Here is a 20,386-nt window from a genome sequence, read left to right as displayed (position 1 = left end):
TGGGGGTTGCCGGTGGTTTTTGGCCCCGCGCGGCGGGGCCGGCGGCTCAGGCCTTGGGCGTGCAGTAGGCCTGGATGGCGGTCTCGGCCAGGGTCTTCTGGGCGCTGCGCTGCGCGTCGGTCAGCGCGGTATCGGCCTTGCCGTCGCCATCGGTGTCCTGCAGGACCTTGCCCGGCCCGTCGAGCAGGGCGAGGTTGCCGCGGGCGTCGGTGCAGGCTTTGTTCTCGGCCGGGGCGGCGGCGGTCGCGCGCGGGGGCGGGTCCCGGCTCTCGACCTGGCGGGCCTCGTATTTCTGCCCGGTTGGCGGCTTCTCCGAATACTGGGTGACGCCGTTGGCGTCTTTCCACTTATAGACGTTGCCGGCGCCGGCCGTGGCGCTGGCGAGCAGCAGCAGGGCGCTCAGACGGGACAGGGCACGCATGGCAACTCCGGGAACGGGACAGAGCCGCGATTGCAGCACCCCGGGCCGGTGCTGGCAAGCTAAACTGGCCCCATGGATCAACTGAAACCCCCGCCGCGCTCGCGCAGCATTTACCTGCTGCCCAACCTGTTCACCACCGCAGGCCTGTTCGCCGGCTTCTACGCGATCATCGCCGCGGCCAACGGCGATTTCGTCAATGCCGCCATCGCGGTGTTCGTCGCCGCGGTCATGGACGGCCTGGACGGCCGCGTGGCCCGGCTGACCGGCACCAGCAGCGAATTCGGCGTGCAGTACGACTCGCTGGCCGACCTGGTCAGCTTCGGCATGGCCCCGGCCCTGGTGATGTACCACTGGTCGCTGTCGTGGCTGAAGTTCGACGACCCGGTCCTCGGCCGTGTCGGCTGGGCGGTCGCCTTCCTGTACGCCGCCTGCGCCGCACTGCGCCTGGCCCGCTTCAACACCCAGGTCACCGTGGTCGACAAGCGCTGGTTCATCGGCCTGGCCAGCCCGGCCGCCGCCGGGCTGATGATGTCCTTCGTCTGGGCCTTCGCCGATGGGAACCTCGGCTGGGACGGCAACCAGCTGCGCTATGTCGCCCTCGGCGTGACCCTGGTGTCGGCCCTGCTGATGGTCAGCCGGATCCGCTTCTGGAGCTTCAAGGGCAGTGGCGAAAAGGGACCGCGCGCGGATCGTGTGCCGTTCCTGGCGCTGGCCCTGGTACCGATCGCCATCGCGATCATGGTCATCGATATGCCGCGCGTGCTGTTCGCGGTGGGCGTGGTGTATGCCTTGTCCGGCCCGTGTTACTGGGTGTGGCAGCGCACCCGCAAGACGGTCGAGCCGAACGCGTGAGCGGGCAGGCGCTGCCGCCATTGTGGTCGCCGGCGCAGCAGTCCTGGCTGCAGGCGATGGGCTATACGGTGTTCGTCGACGGCAGCGTCGAGCCGGAAGCCCTGGTTGTGCCGGAGATCGAGTTGCGTGCGGCCCCGGTTGCCGAGCCGCCGGCGCCGGTGCGTTCGCCGCGCCCGGCGCCGCCGGCGGACGCGCCGCCACCGGTGCGGTGCAATGCCCCGCGTACGGTAGAAGAACAGGCCCCGACCGGTGCGTCGGCCGCCGCTCCAGCGCGCGCCGGCAGCGGCCGCCGTGCCGCGGTGCGGATGCCCGATCGCCTGCAGATCGCCCTGCTGCGCGCCTCCGGCTGCAACCCGGCCGAGCCGGATACCCAGGCCCTGATGGCCAGCTGGAACCTGGACGAACTGCGCCGCAATGCCGCCGCCAAGCGTGCGTTGTGGCCGCAGCTGCGTGCGCTGCGCAAGCGGGGCCGGCCGTGAGCGCGGTGAGCTCGCCGCGGCCGTTGTCGCTGCGCGCGCTGCGCGAAAGCGACCTCAATGCGGTGATGGCCATCGAGGTACGTGGTTACCCGTACCCGTGGACCCGCGGCATCTTCCAGGATTGCCTGCGTGCCGGCTATCCGGGCCTGGCGATGGAAGAGGATGGCCTGCTGATGGGCTACGGCCTGCTCAGCATCGCCGCCGATGAAGCGCATATCCTCAACATCTGCGTGGACCCGCTGTGCCAGTCGCGCGGTCATGGCCGTCACCTGTTGCGCGCGCTGGTGAAACTGGCACGCGACCACGGTGCGCACCGCGTGTTCCTGGAAGTGCGGCCGTCGAATACCTCGGCGGTGGCGCTGTACCACAGCGAGGGGTTCAACGAGATCGGCCGCCGGCCGCGTTATTACCCGGCCCGCGAGGGTCGCGAGGATGCGCTGGTGATGGCCATCGAGCTGGTCGACGACGACATCCAGGTGATGCCCCCGCTCTGACAGCGTGGTGTAGAGCCACCCCATGGGTGGCTGCGCCTGTCTCCGACAGCCACACCCGGTATGGGCCGGATCGAACAGCAGCCACCCATGGGTGGCTCTACGTGATCCGCAGCACCACTGCGCCGAGCACGATCAGGCCGGCGGCGATCCAGCGCTGGCGGGTGACCCGTTCGTGCAGGATCCAGGCCGAGATCAGGATGCCGAACAGGATCGAGGTTTCGCGCAGCGCGGAGATCATCGCAACCGGCGCGACGGTCATGGCCCACAGCGCCAGGCCGTAGGAGATCAATGTCCCGAACCCGCCCACGATGCCGTAGCCCCAGTTGCGGCGCGCATAGTCGCGCAGCGCGCCGGCGCGGGTGCACAGCGCCCACAGGGGCAGGGGCAGGCCGGAGAGCAGGAACAGCCACAGGGTGTAACTCACCGCGGCGCCCGAGTGGCGCGCGCCCCAGGCATCGACCAGCGTATAGGTGGCGATGACCCCGGCATTGAGCAGTGGCAGCCACGCGTGCTGCCGCGGGAGGCCGCGCGTCATGCACAGGATGCCCAGGCAGATCAGCGCGATGCCGGCCCAAGCGATCCACGCCAGGCGCTCGCCAAGGAACAGCGTGCTGACCAGGGCGACCAGGATCGGCGCGCAGCCGCGCATCAGCGGGTACGACGCGCTCATGTCGGTGAGCTGGTAGGTGCGTGCCACCAGCACGTAATACCCCACCTGGAGCAGGGTCGAGGCGGCCAGCCAGGGCCAGCTCTGCGCCGCAGGCGCGGGCAGGAAGGGCAGGCCGATCGCGGCGATCACCGCCGCCGAACCGGTGACCAGGATCGTGGTCAGCAGCGTGTCGGTGCCGCGTTTGACGATCGCGTTCCAGCTGGCATGCAGCAGGGCGGCGAACAGCACGATGCAGAAGAGGGGCAGCGACATCGTGTCGGCGGTCATTCAATCCGTGGACGAACCCGCATCATGCCGCAGATGGGCAGGCATTTTGAAAGGCGGCCGACCGACAGGTCGGCCGCCCATGCGCTTACAGCTTCGCGCGCTGCGAACGCAGACCCGCCAGCTGGGCGGTCCACTCGACCAGGCGCACGCGCTCCTGTTCGACCACCGCCGCCGGCACCTTGTCGGTGAACTTGGACAGCTTGGTCTCGCTCTTGTCCTTTTCCGATTCCACCCGGGTGATTTCCTTGTCCAGGCGTGCGCGTTCGGCGCCCAGATCGACCAGGCCCTCCAGCGGCACCAGCAGGGTGAGATCGCCCACGATCGCGGCGGCGGCCGGCGGCGTGTCGCTGCCGTTGGCCAGCCACTCGATGCGCTCCAGCTTGAGCAGGAACGACAGCGAGGAGGTGAAGCGGGTCATGCGCGCGCGGTCATCGTCGTTGCCACCCTGCAGCAGCAGCGGCACCAGCTTGGACGGCGGCACGTTCAACTCGCTGCGCACGCGGCGCAGGGCGTTGACCATCGACTTCAGCCATTCCACATCGGCTTCGGCGCGGGCGAAATCACCGGCGAACTCCTCGGCGGTCGGGTACGGCCGCAGCGAAATGGTGTCATCGGTGATGCCCAGGCGCGGAGCGACCTGGCGCCACAGCTGCTCGGTGACGAACGGGGTCAGCGGGTGCAGCAGGCGCAGCAGCGCTTCCAGCACGTACAGCAGGGTGTGGCGGGTGCTGTCGGCATCGTCCGCGTCGGCACCGTTGAGGGCCGGCTTGGTCAGTTCCAGGAACCAGTCGCAGAACTCGTTCCAGGCGAATTCGTACAGGCACTGCGCCAGCAGGTCGAAGCGGTAGTTGGCGTAATGCGTCTGCGCTTCGGCCGAGACCGCGGCCAGGCGCGCGAGGATCCAGCGCTCGGCATCGGTGCGCGGCTGCGGCACCCCGGTGAAGCTGCTGCCCTCGGTGTTCATCAGGGTGAAGCGGCTGGCGTTCCACAGCTTGTTGCAGAAGTTCTTGTAACCCTCGGCGCGGTTCATGTCGAACTTGATGTCGCGGCCGTGGGTGGCCAGCGCGGCGATGGTGAAGCGCAGCGCGTCGGCACCGTGGGCGATGATGCCCTCGGGGAATTCGCGGCGCGTCGCCTTCTCGATCTTCGGCGCGTCCTTGGGCTTCATCAGGCCGGTGGTGCGCTTGGCAACCAGGTCCTCGATGGAGATGCCGTCGATGATGTCCAGCGGATCCAGCACGTTGCCCTTGGACTTGGACATCTTCTGGCCCTGCGCATCGCGGATCAGGCCGGTGATGTAGACGTCCTTGAACGGGATCTTCCCGGTGAAGCTGTCGGTGGCCATGATCATGCGGGCCACCCAGAAGAAGATGATGTCGAACCCGGTGATCAGCACCGACGACGGCAGGTAGCGCTCGAAACCGCGCGCGTCCATCGCCTGCTCGTTCGGCCAGCCCAGGGTGGAGAACGGCCACAGCTGCGAGGAGAACCAGGTCTCCAGCACGTCGCTGTCCTGGTGCAGGGCGACATCGGCGGCAAGGTCGTTCTTCGCGCGTGCCTCGGCTTCGTCGCGGCCGACGTAGCAGTTGCCCGCGTCGTCGAACCACGCCGGGATACGGTGGCCCCACCACAGCTGGCGGCTGATGCACCAGTCCTGGATGTTCTCCATCCAGTGGCGGTAGGTGTTGATCCAGTTGGCCGGCACGAACTGGATGCTGCCGTTCTCGACCAGCTCCAGGCCACGCTTGGCCAGCACGTCCATCTTCACGAACCACTGGTCGGTGAGGTACGGCTCGATCACCTGCTGGGTGCGATCACCACGCGGTACCTGCAGCTTGTGCGCCTTGGTCTCGACCAGGATGCCGAGGTCTTCCAGCTCGGCCAGGATCACCTTGCGCGCTTCGTAACGGTCCAGCCCGCGGTACTTCTCCGGGGCGTTGTCGTTGATCGCCGCTTCCGGGGTGAACAGGTTGATCATCGGCAGGTCGTGGCGCAGGCCGACCTGGTAATCGTTGAAATCGTGCGCGGGGGTGACCTTGACCACGCCGGTACCGAACTCGCGGTCGACGTAATCATCGGCGATCACCGGGATCTCGCGGTCGGTCAGCGGCAGCTTGACCATTTTGCCGATCAGGTGCGCGTAACGCTCATCCTCCGGGTGGACCATCACCGCGGTGTCGCCCAGCATGGTTTCCGGGCGGGTGGTAGCCACGGTCAGGGTGCCGCTGCCGTCGGCCAGCGGGTAGCTGATCGACCACAGGAAGCCGTCTTCCTCCACGCTCTCCACTTCCAGATCGGAGATGGCGGTCTTCAGCACCGGATCCCAGTTGACCAGGCGCTGGCCACGGTAGATCAGGCCCTGCTCGTGCCAGCGCACGAAGGCCTCGACCACCGCTTCGGACGGCTGCGGGTCCATGGTGAAGGTGCTGCGCGACCAGTCGCTGGAGGTGCCCAGGCGGCGCATCTGGCGCTCGATGGTGTCACCGGACTGCGCCTTCCACTCCCACACCTTCTCGATGAAGCCGTCGCGGCCCAGCGAATCGCGGGTCTCGCCGGTGTTGGCCAGGGCCAGGTTGCGCGACACCACCATCTCGGTGGCGATGCCGGCGTGGTCGGTACCCACCTGCCACAACGTGTCGTAGCCGCGCATGCGGTGGTAGCGCACCAGCGCATCCATCAGGGTCTGCTGGAAGGCATGGCCCATGTGCAGCGTGCCGGTCACGTTCGGCGGCGGCAGCAGGATGGTGTACGGCTCGCCCTTGCCGGACGGCTTGAAATGGCCGGCCTTCTCCCACGCGTCGTACAACGCGGTTTCAAAGGTTTTCGGGTCGTAGCTGGAGGCGAGTTGGGTCATGCGGGAACCAGGATCGAATACGGAAGGTGGGGGTGCCGGAAGCTCAGCGCCCTAAGGCGCGACGGATCTTCTGGTCGGTAGGGAACTGTGAGACCGCGTAGGCGGCCCAGATCGCGGCGGGCGGCCAACCAGACAAGGACAGCCGACTGACAGTCGGCTCTACCTTCGAGACGTTGAGGATGCCTGTGATCGGGCGGCCGAGGGTGAAGAAGGCGAACCAGGGAAAGATCAGGGCGATCAACACGCGCATCAAGGGTCTCCGGGGTCGGCGGCGACCGGACGGGCGCCGCGCGGGTTACATGTCGTACTTGTTCAGGTCAAAGCCCAGCGCCTTGTACTGGCGCCAGCGCTCGCGCAGCGGTTCGCGCGCTTCCGGATCGGCCGGGACCACTTCCAGCACGCGGTCGCAGGCGGCCAGGTAGGGGTCGTCGCGCAGGTTGATCACCAGCGGCCGGGCCGGGGCCTCGGTGCCGGGAACGGCGATCAGCACCAGCGCCTCTTCCTCGTCCATGTCTTCGCCGGCGATCTGGTGCGGGATATAGGCATCGTTGTCGAATGCCCACAGCAGCTCGTCGAGCTCCTCGGCCTGGGCCTGGTCGCGCGCCAGCACGAGGGTGAACAGCCCGGCGTCGTTGGCCTTGCGGGCCAGTTCGCAGACCAGGCGCAACGGCTCGGTCAGGAAGCGGGGCTTGGCGATCAGGTAGAAATCAGCACGGGACATGGCAGGGCCTGGAGCGGAGGGGGAACCCGGCGCCAGGCCGGGCGGGATCGCGGCCACCGCAGGGCGGCCGCGATCGGGCAGGGCATCAGGCGCGGGCGACCTGGTCCAGCAGCCACTGGCTCAGCAGGCCGACCGGGCGACCGGTGGCCATGCCGCGCTTGCCTTCGTCGCTGGCCACGCCGGCGATGTCCAGATGGGCCCAGCGCTGGCCTTCGGCGAAGCGCGACAGGAAGCAGCCCGCGGTGATCGCACCGGCCCAGCGGCCGCCGATGTTGTAGATGTCGGCGAAGCTGGAGTCCAGCATCGGCTGGTACTCGTCCCACAGCGGCAGGCGCCAGGCGCGGTCGAACACGTGCTCGCCGGCGGCCAGCAGCTCGTGGGCCAGGTCGTCGTGCTTGGTCATCAGGCCGGCGGTCTGGTGGCCCAGGGCGACCAGGCAGGCACCGGTCAGGGTGGCCACATCGATCAGCGCGGCCGGCTCGAAGCGCTGCGCGTAGGTCAGGGCGTCGCACAGGATCAGGCGGCCTTCGGCGTCGGTGTTGCCCACTTCGATGGTCTTGCCCGACATCGAGGTGATCACGTCCGACGGGCGGTAGGCGTTGCCGTCGATCGCGTTCTCGACCGCCGGCACCACCACCACCAGGTTGAGCGGCAGCTTGGCCGTCACGGCCGCGACGAAGGTGCCGATGACGTTGGCGCCACCGCACATGTCGTACTTCATCTCTTCGATGCCGCCCTGGGTCTTCAGGTTGACGCCACCGGTATCGAAGGTGATGCCCTTGCCGACCAGCACGTAGGGCTTGGCGTCGCCGCCGTTGCTCCACTTCAGCACGACCAGGCGCGGGCGGTTGGCCGAACCACGGGCCACGGCCAGCAGCGAGCCCATGCCCAGCGCTTCCATCTGCTGCTCGTCCAGGATCTCCGCCTCGGCGCCGTCATGGGCCTGGGCGAACGCGACCGAGGACTCGGCCAGGTAGGCCGGGGTGCAGACGTTCGGCGGCAGGTTGCCCAGCTCGCGGGCGTACTGCACGCCGGCGGCGATGGCCTGGCCCTGGGCCAGCGCCTGGGTGTCGGTGCCGGCGATGGCCAGCGTGGTCAGGCCGGGCTCGTCGGCCTTCTTCTTGCCCAGCGTGGCGCTGTAGCGGTAGGCGGCATGGTCGGCGGTGATGATGGCCTGGCGGATGTTCCAGGCGGCATCGCGGCCCTTGACCTCGATCTCGGTCAGGGTCAACAGCGCGTGGTGGTTGACCCCGCTCTTCAGGGCGCGGCTGGCATCGCCGACCGCCTTGAGGTACTGCGGCACGCCGAATTTGGCCGGCTCGCCCAGCCCGACCACCAGCACGCGCGCTGCGGTGACGCCGGGCAGATCGTGCAGCAGGGTCGTGTTGCCGGTCTTGCCGCCCACGTCGCCGCGGGCGATCAGGGCCGACAGGCGGCCACCGGACGCGGTGTCCAGGGCCTGTGCCGCCGGGCTCAGGGTCTGGTCGGCATAGGCGCCGACGATGACGCAATCGCACTCGGCCGAGGCCGGCGCTGCGTGGTTCAGGGTGAATTCCAGGGCCATTGATCAGATTCCGTTGGCAAATCCGTACAATCGCGAGCTGTTTACGTCCCGTCAGTAGACTGGGCAGCACCGCGAACGAATCCGAGAGTTTAAACCACCGCCCCATGTCGAAGCTCGATCGCTATCTCCTGCGTGATTTCGTCCAGAGTTTCCTGGCCACCCTGATCGTGTTGCTGGTGGTGAGCGTCGGTGGTGTCCTGGTGGACATCCTCGGCAACATCGCCGACGGCCGCCTGCCTGCCCGCCTGCTGTTCTCACAGCTGGGCCTGCAGTTCATCGTCTATATGCCGCTGATCCTGCCGCTGGCGCTGATGCTGGGCCTGCTGCTGGCCACGGCCCGGCTCTACCGGGACTCGGAAATGGCGGTCATCACCGCCATCGGCGTCGGCCCCAGGCGCCTGCTGCGCCCGCTGCTGATGCTGGTGGTGCCGGTGGTCGGGCTGATCGCCCTGTGCTCGCTGTGGCTGGGCCCCTGGGCCGACCGCACCGGCGAGACCATGATCGACGAGGCCAACCGCAGCGTGGTCATGGCCGGGCTGGAGGCGGGCAAGTTCACCTCCCTGCCCAATGGCGGCGTGGTCTACCTGTCTTCGGTCTCCCCGGACGGCACCCAGCTGGGCAAGGTCTTCATGCAGCGCCAGAAGGAGGACAGCCTGGAAGTGATCTCGGCCGACCGTGGGCGGATGTACTTTGAAGGGGCCAAGCAGCGCTACCTCGAACTCGATGACGGTCATCAGGTCCAGGGCCCGGTCCATGGCGCCCTGGACTACAAGCTGATGACCTTCGCCCGCAACGACGTGGCCATGCCCGACGGTGCCGAAACGCGCAAAGACGACGATCCGGAGCTGCTGCCCACCACGCAGCTGTTCGGCGATGAGCGCCCCGAGGCGCAGGCCCAGCTGCACTCGCGCATCGCCCCGCCGCTGATCGCCCTGGCCTTCGCCCTGATGACCCTGCCGCTGGCCCGCAGTTCGCCGCGCCAGCAGCGCTACGGCCGGATGATGCTGGCCTTCCTGGCCTACATGGTGGGCATGAACATGATGTTCATCGGCACCCGCTGGATCGCCGATGGCAAGATTCCCGGCATTGCGGGCCTGTGGTGGCTGACCCTGCCATTGCTGGCACTCGCACTGTGGATGTATTTCCGCGACGGCAAACTGTCGCGTCCCCGGAGGACCGCATGAACGTGTTGCGCCCCATGCGGTTCGATCTGTATCTGGGCCGTGCCGTGTTCGGCACCGTCCTCTTGACCTGGGCCGTCCTGGTCGGCCTGGACGTGGTGATGGCCTTCTCCGGCGAGTTCAAGGACGTCGGCAAGGGCAGCTACACGCTCGGCCACGCCGCTGCCTGGGTGCTCTACACCGTGCCGCGCCGCGCCTACACCTTCTTCCCGACCGCCGCCGTGATCGGCGCGCTGATGGGCCTGGGCCAGCTGGCCGCCACCTCCGAGCTCACCGCACTGCGCGCGCTGGGCCTGTCGCGCAAGCGCCTGAGCGTCTCTGTGGCGATCGCGCTGTCGCTGATGACCGCGGTGATGGTGTTCAGCGGCGAAACGCTGGGCCCCTGGGGTCAGAGCAAGGCGGACGAGATCAAGGCCAGCGCGAAGTGGGGCAGCAGCCTCAGCGCGGCCCGCTATTCGGGCGTGTGGGCGCGCGAAGGCGACACGTTCCTCAATGCCCAGAGCGGCGACGAGCAGTTGCAGGCCGGCGGCGGTACGCGCCTGATCCTGCACGATGTGCGTCTGTACAAGATCGCCGAGGACGGTCGCCTGGCCTCGTTGACGTATGCGACCACCGCCGAGCATGGTGCCGACGGCTGGGTGTTGAACAAGGTGCGCCGCGATACGTTCGGTGAGCGTTCCGCCACCCGCCAGACGGTCGAGTCCGAGCCGTGGAATTCACGCTTGGACGCGGCGGCATTGGCGAGCGGCATTTCCAAGCCGCGCAACCTGACGGCGATGGATCTGCGCACCAGTATCGAGTACCGCAAGCGCAATGGGCTGGATGCGCGCGATTACGAGGATGTTTACTGGAGCCGCTGGTTCTATCCGATCAATGTGCTGGCGCTGTGCCTGGCGGCGGTGCCGTTCGCGTTCGGTTCGCTGCGCAGCGGTGGGATGGGCAAGCGCTTGTTCCTGGGCATTCTGTTCGCGCTGGGCTTCTGGTTGCTGCAGTTGTTCTTCGGCCGCATGGCCGGTGCGCTGAAGTTCGATTACCGGATTGCGTATGCGTTGCCGCCGATCGTGATGATGGTGGTATCCGGGTTGTTGTTCCGGCGGAAGTCGGGCTGATTCCTCTGCTCGAGCGCCAGGCATCACCAGGCATCAACCGCCAACCGCCAAACGCCAAACGCCAAACGCTGAAACAGCCAAAGGCCAAAGGCCGAAGCCAGAGCGGCCACCATGTTCTCTCCGGCTCGGCGCGACGGGCTTGCCTTCCCGGCACCCGCCGCAAGTACGTCCATGTAGGCTGGTGTGCCGCCAGCCCTGGCCGCACACGGTCCCGGCCTGGCAATCCCGCCGCACCTCCGACAGTGTGCTGGTGGGGGAGGGAGAGCAGCCGGACATGGCCCGGCTCTACCATTCTGATGGGTTGGCGAAGTGCCGCTGTTCGCATTGAATCTTGGCGACTGAGCGACTGAGCGACTGAGCGACTGAGCGAAGGTTCGACTTCGCGATGAAGATTGCGCTTCTTAAGGCGTCTCGATCGCGAGAGCTGGTATTCAGTGCAAAACGTCAGCCACGCAAAAAAAAACCGCTTTCACCAACCGCACTTCGCGATCTATCAATGCGGAGAGGCGCAGCCCATTTCAGGGCCGTAGTGCGCCATGGATGGCGCACTACGAGCCTACATGGACGTACTTGCGGCGGGCCCAGAAATGGGTTGCGCCTCTCCGCAAACGCACGGAAAGTGGAAACGCTGCTATTCGCGTTGTTCTGTAAGGCATCAGAGCTTCAAAGCTTCAAAGCTTCAGCGCTTGGACAACCGGACAACCCGCGTCCCGCTGGCCCGGTCATGCCAGGTCAGGCGCTGTCGATCCACCAGCGCCCACCAGAACCCCAGGCCGGCCGCCAACACCGACAGCGAGCCCACCGCATACCGCAGCCACAACTGCCTGCGCGTCGGCACCGTGCCGTCCAGCGACACCACCTGCAATCGCCACGGCCGCATCCCCAGTGTCTGCCCACCGCGACGCCAACTCATCGTCGCGTATACCCCCGTCACGCCCCAGCAGCACGCCCACAGCGCCCACTGCCACGCACTGAATGGCGCGATGTTCTCGCGCTCCGCATGGCCGCTCAACGTATAGACCGCCACGAACAGCGCGCCCAGCAGCATCCACAGGGCCAGCGCCGGGAAGACGTCGTACAGCAGCGACAGCAGGCGCCACAGCAGCAACGACGCAGGACGATCAGCAGCAGTGGACGACAGCGGGGCATCGGTCATGTCCCGGAGCATACCCGGCCCGCCGCCCACGTTCGATGGCCCCCGATCATTCGCCTCCGTATGCTGTCCGCATGTCCGACGCCACCACCCCCGCACTGCGCCGCCAGCTCGTGCAGCACCTGCCGGAGCTGCGCGACGACGACAACGTCCGCATCCAGCGCTTCCTCGACACCGCCTGGGCCGAACACGGCCTTGCGCGTGCCAGCCTGGACAGCTATCGCCGCGATCTCGAAGGCCTCGCGCGCTGGCGTGATGGCGCCGCAGGGGGCCTGGCCGGCCTCGACCGTGCCGGGCTGTTCGACTACCTCGCCTGGCGCTCCCGTCATGGCTGGTCGCCGCGCAGCAATGCCCGCCTGCTCTCCGCCCTGCGGGCGTTCTTCGCCGATGCCGTCCGCCGCGGCGAACGCAGCGACGACCCCAGCGCGCTGCTCGATCCGCCCAAGCTGCCCCGCCTGCTGCCCAAGGCGCTCGCCGAAAGCCAGATCGACGCGCTGTTGGACAGCCCCGACATCGACACGCCGCTCGGCCTGCGCGACCGCGCCATGCTCGAGCTCATGTATGCCGCCGGCCTGCGCGTCAGTGAGCTGGTCAACCTGCCGGCCAATGCGGTCAACCTGCGCCAGGGTGTGCTGCGCGTCACCGGCAAGGGCAGCAAGGAACGCCTGGTCCCGCTCGGCGAAGAATCCCAGCACTGGCTCGAGCGCTACCTGGCCGAATCGCGCCCCCGGCTCACCGGCAAACGCAACGTGCCCACCCCGCAGGACGGCGCCGTGCCGATGTTCCTCGAGCCCTCCCTGCATCCGGTCAGCCGCCAGCAGTTCTGGGGCCTGGTGAAGAAATATGCGGTGCTGGCCGGGATCGACCCGGCGCGGATCAGCCCGCACGGTCTGCGCCACAGCTTCGCCACGCACCTGCTCAATCGGGGCGCCGATCTGCGGGCCCTGCAGATGCTGCTGGGCCACAGCTCCCTGTCCACCACCCAGATCTACACGCTGGTCGCGCGCGAGCACCTGCAGAAACTGCACGCCAAGCACCACCCGCGCGGCTGATGCCGCGCCGGACCGGGGCGCGCGCCGCCGTTCCACTGCGGTCCAGCTGCGGGGGCGGGCAGCTGTGCGAGAATCCAGTCTGACTCCCTACACCGGAATGCTCGATGCTCCGTGTTGCCATTGCGGCGCTCTTCGGCGCGCTCAGCCTGACTGCCTGCGCGCAGCAACCGTCCGCTCCGGCGGCCAAGACCACGGCCGCTGCTCCGGCCGCTGCCGGCGATGCCGACCAGCGCGTGCGCACCGCGCTCCAGCAGCTGGACCCGACCTTCAAGCCCGATTTCATCGGTGCGGCGCCATTTGCCGGGTTCCGCGAAGTGCTGGTCGGCGGCCAGGTGCTGTACGTCTCCGATGACGGCCGCTATCTGATGCAGTCCCAGCCGTACGACATCCAGAACAAGGGGCCGGTCAGCAGCCAGGGCCTGCTCACCTACCGGCGCAAGCTGCTCGACGGCGTGCCCACCAACGAGCGCATCGTGTTCGCCGCGCCGAACGCCAAGTACACCGTCAGCGTCTTCACCGACATCGAGTGCGGGTACTGCCGCAAGCTGCACCAGGACATCGCCGAGCTCAACCGCAACGGCATCACCGTGGAATACCTGGCGTTCCCGCGCATGGGCCTGGGCAGCCAGGACTACACCGACATGATCTCGGTCTGGTGCGCGGCCGACCGCAAGCAGGCCCTGACCGCGGCCAAGACCGGCAAGGCCGTCACCCCGAAGAACTGCACCAACCCGGTGGCGATGCAGTACAAGCTCGGCCAGCAGATGGGCGTCAACGGTACCCCGGCGATCTTTGCCGCCGACGGCACCCAGCTCGGTGGCTACCTGCCGCCGGCCCAGCTCAAGGCGGCGCTGGAGCGCGTCTCGGCAGGCGGCAGCCGCTGAAAACAACACGCCCCGGCCAGGCCGGGGCGTGTTCTTCACTGAGCGGGGTGATGCTTCGCTCGATCAGCCGGGCCGCGCCCTGCTCGATCAGTCAGGCGCCGTCCCGCGCTACGGTGTTACTTCAAGCCATCACTGATCGCCTTGGTCAGCGTGCCCTGCGCATCATCGCCGCTGAACTCCCAGAAGAACGCACCGCCGAGGCCCTGCGTTTTCACGTAGCCCATCTTCTCGGTGACCATGGCCGGCGTGTCCACGCTCCAGAAGGTGGTGCCGTTGGATATCCACGTGGCCTTGGCGACGCTGTCGGTGTAGACCGGCCAGTTGAGGGTCTTGAGCACCTTCCAGTCTTCGATGCCGGCCTCGTACGTGCCCGGTGCCGCGCCGCTGGCGCTCTTGTAGAGCCCGTTGTTGCCGGCGGCCACACCGGTCCAGCCACGGCCGTAGTAGCCGATGCCCAGGTTCAACTTGCTGGCCGGCACCCCGCGGCTGAGGAAGGCCTCCATCGCATCATTGCTGTTGTAGAACTTCTGGTCGCCGGTGGAGGGATCGGCCGGTGAATCGAACAGGGCCGAGTGGTGATTGGTCTGCGGATCCCACGCGCCGTGGAAGTCGTAGGTCATCACGTTGATGAAATCCAGGTACGGGTGGTAGCTGGCCGGATCGGTCACGCGGATCTTGTCCACGCCTGCGCCCACGGCCACCGTCAGCAGCAGACCGGGCCGCACCGCATCAAGCTGGCGGCGGAACTCGGCCAGCAGCGCGGTGAAGTTGGCGTTGTCGGCCGGCGTGCCACAGCTGAGCCCGCAGGCCACCGGGTACTCCCAGTCGATGTCGATGCCATCGAATACCCCAAGCGCCGCGCCCGCGCCGCCCGCACCATCGGCGAGCGGCAGGTTGCCCTTGATGTAGGCATCGATGCACGAGGCCACGAACGCCTGCCGGTTGGCCGGCTGCGCCGCGCTGGAGAAGCCGCGCGACCAGGTCCAGCCGCCGAGCGAGATCAGCACCTTGATGTTCGGGTGCTTGGCCTTGAGCTGCTTGAGCTGGTTCCAGTTGCCGCGCAGCGGCTGGTCCCAGGTATCGCCGACCCCGCTCACGCTGGTGCCGGCGGCGAACGACTTGCCGTAGTCGGCATACGCATCGCCGCCCACGCCGGTGTTCGGGTCGGAGGCCTGGGTCACGCCCACTTCGCAGCGGTTGTTGCGCACGTTGCCGAAGGCGTAGTTGATGTGGGTCAGTTTCGCCGCCGATCCACTGGTGTCGATGTTCTTCACCTGGTAGTTGCGGCCGTAGATGCCCCACTGGGTGAAGTAGCCGATCACCCGTTTGGTGCCGCCACCACCACCGCTGGCGGCCGTGGTCACGCTGATCGAACCGCTCTGCGCCGAGGCGTTGCCCGCGTTGTCGCGTGCCCGCACGGTGTAGGTATAGGCCGTGCTCGCGCTGAGTCCGCCATCGGTGTACTGGGTCGCACCGGGCGAGCCGACCAGGCTGCCGTTGCGGTACACGTCGTAGCCGGCCACGCCGCTGCCGCCGCTGTTGTCGGTGGCCGCGTTCCAGGCCAGGTTCACCGTCGTCGCGGTCTTGGACGGAGAAGCCAGCCCGCCCGGGACGCTGGGTGGCGTGGTGTCGTTGCTGGCGGCGGTGACGGTCACGTTGACCGTGGCCGAGGACGTCACCGCGTTGTTGTTGTCGGTGGCCACCGCCTTGAGCGTGTGGCTGCCGGCCGCGGCGTTGCTCCAGACCACGCTGTAGGGCGCGCTGGTGTCGATGCCCAGCGAGCTGCCGCCGCGGAAGAACTCGACCTTGCTGACGCTGCCGTCGGCGTCGCTGGCATTGGCGCTGACCGTGATGCTGCTGCCGGCGCTGAAGCTGGCCCCGGCGGCCGGGGAGGTCAGCGCGACGCTCGGCGGCTGGTTGCTGCCGCTGCCATCGCAGGCGCCGAGGTTGGTGTAGTAGGGCGCACCGGCCGGGTGATCCGGCGGGGCGTTCCAGATGTCCTGGTTGGCGCGGTACAGCACGCCCCCCTTCTGCAGGGTCTGGCCGGCCAGATAGATGGCCGCGCCGTTCCATTCGGGGGCCCCGGTACAGTTCGCCGCCTGGACCAGCGTGGGCGAGCCGACGGCCGCGGCCAGGGCCAGGGCGAGCAGCCAACGGGGTCGGCGGAGGGTGGCGGCGGGGGAGGAAAACGATGTCACTGCACGGCGCGCAATCGGGTCTGGCATGGTCGGTCTCCGATCAGGTGGGCGCATGCCGCCGGGATGGCGGCATGCGTGCAGCAGTTCCGGACGCCGGTGAGAGAGGCCGGCAACGACATGGGGGACGGACGGCACCTGGCCGCAGGCCAGGTCGTGATAACGTTGTCATGTAATCCGGGTGCAATCCGTGAACCAGTGCATGGTTCTGGTGTGAACGAGCTTGGCCCCGGCTCTGGCCGGTCGATCCCCCGGGCCGGGCCGCGGCGGCCGACTTGGGTACAATAGTGGGCCCCGTTCCCAACCACGGTTCCCCGGACATGATGGTCCTCGAGGGCGCATCCGCCCTTTCGCCGTTCCGCCGCGAACGTCTTGAATCCCGCCTGCAGTCCCTGGCCGCCGATCTGCGCATCACCGGTGCCTGGCATGTCTACTTCATCCAGACCGAGGGCGATGCGGCCCCGGACCCGGCGATCCTGAGCCGGATCCTGGAGGCCCAGCCGGCGCTGGCCGAGCGTGAGGACGGGGCGGTATCGTGCTTCGTGGTGCCGCGGTTGGGCACCCTGTCGCCCTGGTCGAGCAAGGCCACCGAGCTGGTCCGTGGCGCCGGGCAGCCGATCCGCCGGGTCGAACGTGGCCTGCGCATCGACCTGGCCGGCTGGCCGGCCGATGCGGCCGCGCAGGAAGCGGTGATCCGCGCGCTGCACGACCCGATGACCCAATCCGTGCTGGCCGAGACCGCGCAGGCCCAGGCGCTGTTCAGCGCCCCGGCGCGCGGCGAGCTGGAGCGGATCGCACTGGATGACCTGGAAGCGGCCAACAGCCGCCTCGGCCTGGCCATGGCCCAGGACGAGATCGACTACCTGCGCCAGCGCTTCGGCGACCTGGGCCGCAAGCCGTCGGACGTGGAACTGATGATGTTCGCGCAGGCCAACTCCGAGCACTGCCGCCACAAGATCTTCAACGCCAGCTGGACCATCGACGGCGCCGACCAGTCGCACTCGCTGTTCCGGATGATCAAGAACACCCACCAGCAGACCCCGCAGCACACGTTGAGCGCCTACAGCGACAACGCCGCGGTGGTCGCCGGTTTCCCGGCCGCGCGCTATCGCCCGGATCCGGCCACCGGCCAGTACCGCAGCGAGGCCGTGGTTGATTCGGCGTTCTGCATCAAGGTGGAAACGCATAACCACCCGACTGCGATCGCCCCGTTCCCGGGCGCGGCCACCGGCGCGGGCGGTGAGATCCGCGACGAAGGCGCGACCGGCCGCGGCGGCAAGCCCAAGGCCGGCCTGACCGGGTTCTCGGTCTCGCACCTGCGCATCCCGACCCTGCCGCAGCCGTGGGAAGCGCCGCGCGCGCTCAACCCGCGCATGGCACCGGCGCTGGACATCATGCTGGACGGCCCGCTCGGCGGCGCCGCCTTCAACAACGAGTTCGGCCGCCCGAACCTGCTCGGTTACTTCCGCAGCTTCGAGCTGGCCGAGGGCGAGGGCCTGACCCGCGCCTACGACAAGCCGATCATGCTGGCCGGTGGGCTGGGCGCGATCGACCAGAACCAGGTCGAGAAGCTGCGCCTGCAGCCCGGCGATGCGGTGATCGTGCTCGGCGGTCCGGCGATGCTGATCGGTCTCGGCGGTGGTGCGGCCAGTTCGGTGGCCTCCGGTGAAAGCGCCGAAGACCTCGATTTCGCCAGCGTCCAGCGCGACAACCCGGAAATGGAGCGTCGCTGCCAGGAAGTGATCGACCGCTGCGTCGCGCTCGGCCTGGACAACCCGATCCGCTGGTTCCATGACGTCGGCGCCGGTGGCCTGTCCAACGCGATTCCCGAGTTGCTGCACGACTCCGGCGTGGGTGGCGTGATCGATCTGGGCAAGGTGCCGGCCGATGACCCGTCGCTGTCGCCGATGCAGCTGTGGTGCAACGAATCGCAGGAACGTTACGTGCTCGGGGTGCCGCAGGCGCGCCTGGCCGAGTTCGCTGCGCTGTGCGCGCGCGAGCGGTGCCCGTTCGCCGCGGTCGGTGTCGCCACCGCCGAGGAGCGTCTGGTCGTGGCCTATGGCGCGACCGTGGGCAACACCCCGGCCGATGCCCCGATCGATCTGCCGATGGACGTGCTGTTCGGCAAGGCGCCGAAGATGCACCGCGACACCGTGCACCCGGCTGCACCGCGCTGGCCGGCGCTGAAGACCGCCGGGCTGGACCTGCACGAGGCCGGTCTGCGCGTGCTGGCGCATCCGTCGGTGGCCTCGAAGAACTTCCTGGTCACCATCGGTGACCGCAGCGTCGGCGGCCTGACCGCACGTGAGCAGATGATCGGCCCGTGGCAGCTGCCGCTGGCCAACGTCGCCATCACCCTGGCTGGTTTCGATACCGTCGCCGGTGAAGCGATGGCGATCGGTGAGCGCACCCCGCTGGCCCTGCTGGATGCGGCCGCCTCGGCGCGCATGGCGGTCGGTGAAGCGATCACCAACCTGTGCGCGGCCCCGGTCGACGCGCTGGAAACGGTGAAGCTGTCGGCTAACTGGATGGCCGCGGCCGGCCACCACGGCGAAGACGCGCTGCTGTATGACGCGGTGCGTGCGGTCGGCATGGAGCTGTGCCCGCAGCTGGACCTGAGCATTCCGGTCGGCAAGGACTCCCTGTCCATGCAGGCGCAGTGGCAGGCCGACGGCCAGGCGCACAAGTCGGTGTCGCCGGTGTCGCTGGTGATCTCCGCGTTCGCGCCCGTCGCCGATGCGACCGGCCAGCTGACCCCGCTGCTCGACCGCGATGCCGACAGCGAGCTGTGGCTGATCGGCCTGGGGGCTGGCAAACAGCGCCTGGGCGGTTCGATCCTGGCCCAGGTGCACGCCGACCATTCCGCACTGCCGGCCTTCGCCGGTGCCGTGCCTGACCTGGACGATGCGCAGCGCCTGCGTGCCTTCTTCGAGCTGATCCGCGACGCGCGCCAGGCCGGCCTGCTGCTGGCCTACCACGACCGCAGCGACGGCGGCGCGTTCGCCGCGCTGTGCGAGATGGCCTTCGCGTCGCGTCTCGGCCTGGACATCACCCTGGATGCCTGGGGTGATGATCCGTTCCGCAGCCTGTTCAATGAAGAGCTGGGTGCGGTGGTGCAGATCGCCAAGGAAGACCGCGCGGCGTTCGCCGATCTGGTCGAGCGTCATGCCCTGACCGAATGCGCGCAGCGCATCGCGCGCCCGACCACCGCCCCGGTGGTGCGCGTCTCGCTGCAGGGTGACAGCCTGGTCGAGTGGCGCTGGGAAGCGCTGTTCGATGCCTGGTGGTCGGTCACCCACGCCATGCAGAAGCTGCGCGACAACCCGGACAACGCCGACCAGGAGCGTGCGATCGCGCGCAACTTCAACGCGCCGGGCCTGAAGCCCAAGCTCAGCTTCGACATCAACGAAGACGTGGCGATGCCCTTCATCAACACCGGCGCGCGTCCGCGCGTGGCGGTGCTGCGCGAGCAGGGCGTCAATGGCCAGATCGAAATGGCGAACGTCTTCGAACGTGCCGGCTTCAGTTCGTTCGATGTGCACATGAGCGACCTGATCGAAGGCCGCGTCGCGCTGTCCGATTTCACCGGCCTGGTGGCCTGTGGCGGCTTCAGCTACGGCGATGTGCTCGGTGCCGGCCGCGGCTGGGCGACCTCGGTGCTGGAGCGCAGCGCGCTGCGCGATGCTTTCGCGGCGTTCTTCGCCCGCGAGGACAGCTTCGCCCTGGGCGTCTGCAACGGCTGCCAGATGATGAGCCAGCTCAAGGACATCATCCCCGGTGCCGAACACTGGCCCCAGTTCCACCGCAATCGCAGCGAGCAGTTCGAAGCACGCACCGCCTTGATCGAAGTGGTGGAGTCGCCGTCGATCCTGCTGCGCGGCATGGCCGGCTCGCGCCTGCCGGTCGTGGTAGCGCATGGCGAAGGCCAGGCCGTCTTCGCCAATGCGGTCGATCAGGCCGCGGCACGCGTGTCGCTGCGTTATATCGATGGCGATGGCAACGTGGCCACGCAGTACCCGCTGAATCCGAACGGCTCGCCCGACGGCATCACCGGCCTGACCACCACCGATGGCCGCACCACGATCATGATGCCGCATCCGGAACGCACCCCGCGTGCGATCAACCTCAGCTGGCATCCGGTCGATTGGAACGGCGATTCGCCGTGGCTGCGGATGTTCCGCAACGCAAGAGTATGGTGCGGCTGATACTGCGCACCGCATCGCTTTCGATGCGGTGAAAGTCGCGTGAAGAAACCGCCGGCCTGTCCGGCGGTTTTCTTTTGCATGGCCGACAAACTGATCGACAGCAATGAGTTACATCGCGTTACAGCGTGAAAACGCGTTATGGCGATTGCTCACATACAGCTAACAAAATCACGCAATAACACGTCGTTTCTGTGACGCAATTCGCGGTCATATGAATTTCAATGTCAAAGTCTTGACGTTGTTCAAACTGTACGTTAACACTGCATGCTCATTTCGACAGCGTTC

At 67.9% G+C, this 20,386-nt stretch carries 16 protein-coding genes; 8 read left to right on the top strand and 8 right to left on the bottom strand.

What is annotated here, in order from left to right; translation table 11 throughout:
* Window positions 1-46: 46 nt before the first annotated feature.
* Window positions 47-421 (bottom strand): DUF4124 domain-containing protein, encoded by a 375-nt coding sequence (locus ABE434_RS07240; RefSeq protein WP_346478349.1) that lies wholly within the window; start codon window positions 419-421, stop codon window positions 47-49.
* 72 nt (window positions 422-493) lie between these two features.
* Between ABE434_RS07240 and pssA the strand changes: the two genes are divergently transcribed.
* The 3 genes from pssA to rimI are packed head-to-tail and all read left to right on the top strand — an operon-like array spanning window position 494 to window position 2,246.
* Window positions 494-1,273, top strand: coding sequence for a CDP-diacylglycerol--serine O-phosphatidyltransferase (gene pssA, locus ABE434_RS07235; RefSeq protein ID WP_176991050.1), 780 nt, complete (start codon window positions 494-496; stop codon window positions 1,271-1,273).
* Window positions 1,270-1,752, top strand: coding sequence for a hypothetical protein (locus ABE434_RS07230; protein WP_346478348.1), 483 nt, complete (start codon window positions 1,270-1,272; stop codon window positions 1,750-1,752). Before pssA ends, ABE434_RS07230 begins: the two co-directional genes overlap by 4 nt.
* Entirely contained in the window at window positions 1,749-2,246 is a 498-nt protein-coding gene (gene rimI / locus ABE434_RS07225) for a ribosomal protein S18-alanine N-acetyltransferase (protein ID WP_176991052.1), read from the top strand. Before ABE434_RS07230 ends, rimI begins: the two co-directional genes overlap by 4 nt.
* A gap of 97 nt (window positions 2,247-2,343) precedes the next feature.
* Here the strand turns inward: rimI and ABE434_RS07220 are convergent, their stop codons facing one another.
* From ABE434_RS07220 to ABE434_RS07200, 5 genes are all read right to left on the bottom strand, one after another.
* Window positions 2,344-3,168, bottom strand: a complete 825-nt coding sequence (locus ABE434_RS07220) for a DMT family transporter (RefSeq protein WP_346478347.1) — start codon at window positions 3,166-3,168, stop codon at window positions 2,344-2,346.
* A 100-nt stretch (window positions 3,169-3,268) separates the two neighbouring features.
* Window positions 3,269-6,037 (bottom strand): valine--tRNA ligase, encoded by a 2,769-nt coding sequence (locus ABE434_RS07215; RefSeq protein ID WP_346478346.1) that lies wholly within the window; start codon window positions 6,035-6,037, stop codon window positions 3,269-3,271.
* Window positions 6,038-6,080: 43 nt separating this feature from the next.
* The gene (locus ABE434_RS07210) at window positions 6,081-6,287 is read right to left on the bottom strand and encodes a YqaE/Pmp3 family membrane protein (protein ID WP_346478345.1); all 207 of its coding nucleotides are present in this window, start codon (window positions 6,285-6,287) and stop codon (window positions 6,081-6,083) included.
* 45 nt (window positions 6,288-6,332) lie between these two features.
* Window positions 6,333-6,758 carry a DNA polymerase III subunit chi gene (locus ABE434_RS07205; protein WP_019182556.1) on the bottom strand — a complete coding sequence of 142 codons (426 nt, stop codon included), beginning with the start codon at window positions 6,756-6,758 and terminating at the stop codon, window positions 6,333-6,335.
* Between the two features lie 85 nt (window positions 6,759-6,843).
* Window positions 6,844-8,322 (bottom strand): leucyl aminopeptidase, encoded by a 1,479-nt coding sequence (locus tag ABE434_RS07200; RefSeq protein ID WP_346478344.1) that lies wholly within the window; start codon window positions 8,320-8,322, stop codon window positions 6,844-6,846.
* 104 nt (window positions 8,323-8,426) lie between these two features.
* Between ABE434_RS07200 and lptF the strand changes: the two genes are divergently transcribed.
* Together lptF and lptG are read left to right on the top strand one after the other, a co-directional pair.
* The gene (gene lptF, locus ABE434_RS07195) at window positions 8,427-9,506 is read left to right on the top strand and encodes an LPS export ABC transporter permease LptF (RefSeq protein WP_346478343.1); all 1,080 of its coding nucleotides are present in this window, start codon (window positions 8,427-8,429) and stop codon (window positions 9,504-9,506) included.
* Window positions 9,503-10,612: an LPS export ABC transporter permease LptG gene (lptG, locus tag ABE434_RS07190; protein ID WP_346478342.1), complete on the top strand. Its 1,110-nt coding sequence runs from the start codon at window positions 9,503-9,505 to the stop codon at window positions 10,610-10,612. Before lptF ends, lptG begins: the two co-directional genes overlap by 4 nt.
* A 679-nt stretch (window positions 10,613-11,291) precedes the next feature.
* Here lptG and ABE434_RS07185 read toward each other — a convergent pair.
* Window positions 11,292-11,780, bottom strand: coding sequence for an RDD family protein (locus tag ABE434_RS07185; RefSeq protein ID WP_346478341.1), 489 nt, complete (start codon window positions 11,778-11,780; stop codon window positions 11,292-11,294).
* A gap of 59 nt (window positions 11,781-11,839) precedes the next feature.
* On the opposite strand from ABE434_RS07185, the gene xerD reads away from it, so the two are divergent.
* Together xerD and ABE434_RS07175 are read left to right on the top strand one after the other, a co-directional pair.
* A complete protein-coding gene (xerD, locus tag ABE434_RS07180; RefSeq protein WP_346478340.1) occupies window positions 11,840-12,817 on the top strand; it encodes a site-specific tyrosine recombinase XerD in 978 nt (325 codons plus the stop codon).
* Window positions 12,818-12,921: 104 nt separating this feature from the next.
* The gene (locus tag ABE434_RS07175; protein ID WP_179460719.1) at window positions 12,922-13,701 is read left to right on the top strand and encodes a thioredoxin fold domain-containing protein; all 780 of its coding nucleotides are present in this window, start codon (window positions 12,922-12,924) and stop codon (window positions 13,699-13,701) included.
* 116 nt (window positions 13,702-13,817) lie between these two features.
* Here ABE434_RS07175 and ABE434_RS07170 read toward each other — a convergent pair whose 3' ends face one another.
* Window positions 13,818-15,926, bottom strand: coding sequence for a glycosyl hydrolase family 18 protein (locus tag ABE434_RS07170; protein ID WP_346478339.1), 2,109 nt, complete (start codon window positions 15,924-15,926; stop codon window positions 13,818-13,820).
* Between the two features lie 290 nt (window positions 15,927-16,216).
* Here ABE434_RS07170 and purL point away from each other — a divergent pair, with 290 nt between their 5' ends.
* Window positions 16,217-20,101, top strand: coding sequence for a phosphoribosylformylglycinamidine synthase (purL, locus tag ABE434_RS07165; RefSeq protein WP_346478338.1), 3,885 nt, complete (start codon window positions 16,217-16,219; stop codon window positions 20,099-20,101).
* The last annotated feature ends 285 nt before the right edge of the window (window positions 20,102-20,386 follow it).

The sequence above is a fragment of the Stenotrophomonas sp. TWI1183 genome, from assembly GCF_039673115.1.
In the GTDB taxonomy this organism is placed as follows: domain Bacteria; phylum Pseudomonadota; class Gammaproteobacteria; order Xanthomonadales; family Xanthomonadaceae; genus Stenotrophomonas; species Stenotrophomonas maltophilia_AA.
This window is presented reverse-complemented; position numbering and strand designations above follow the sequence as displayed.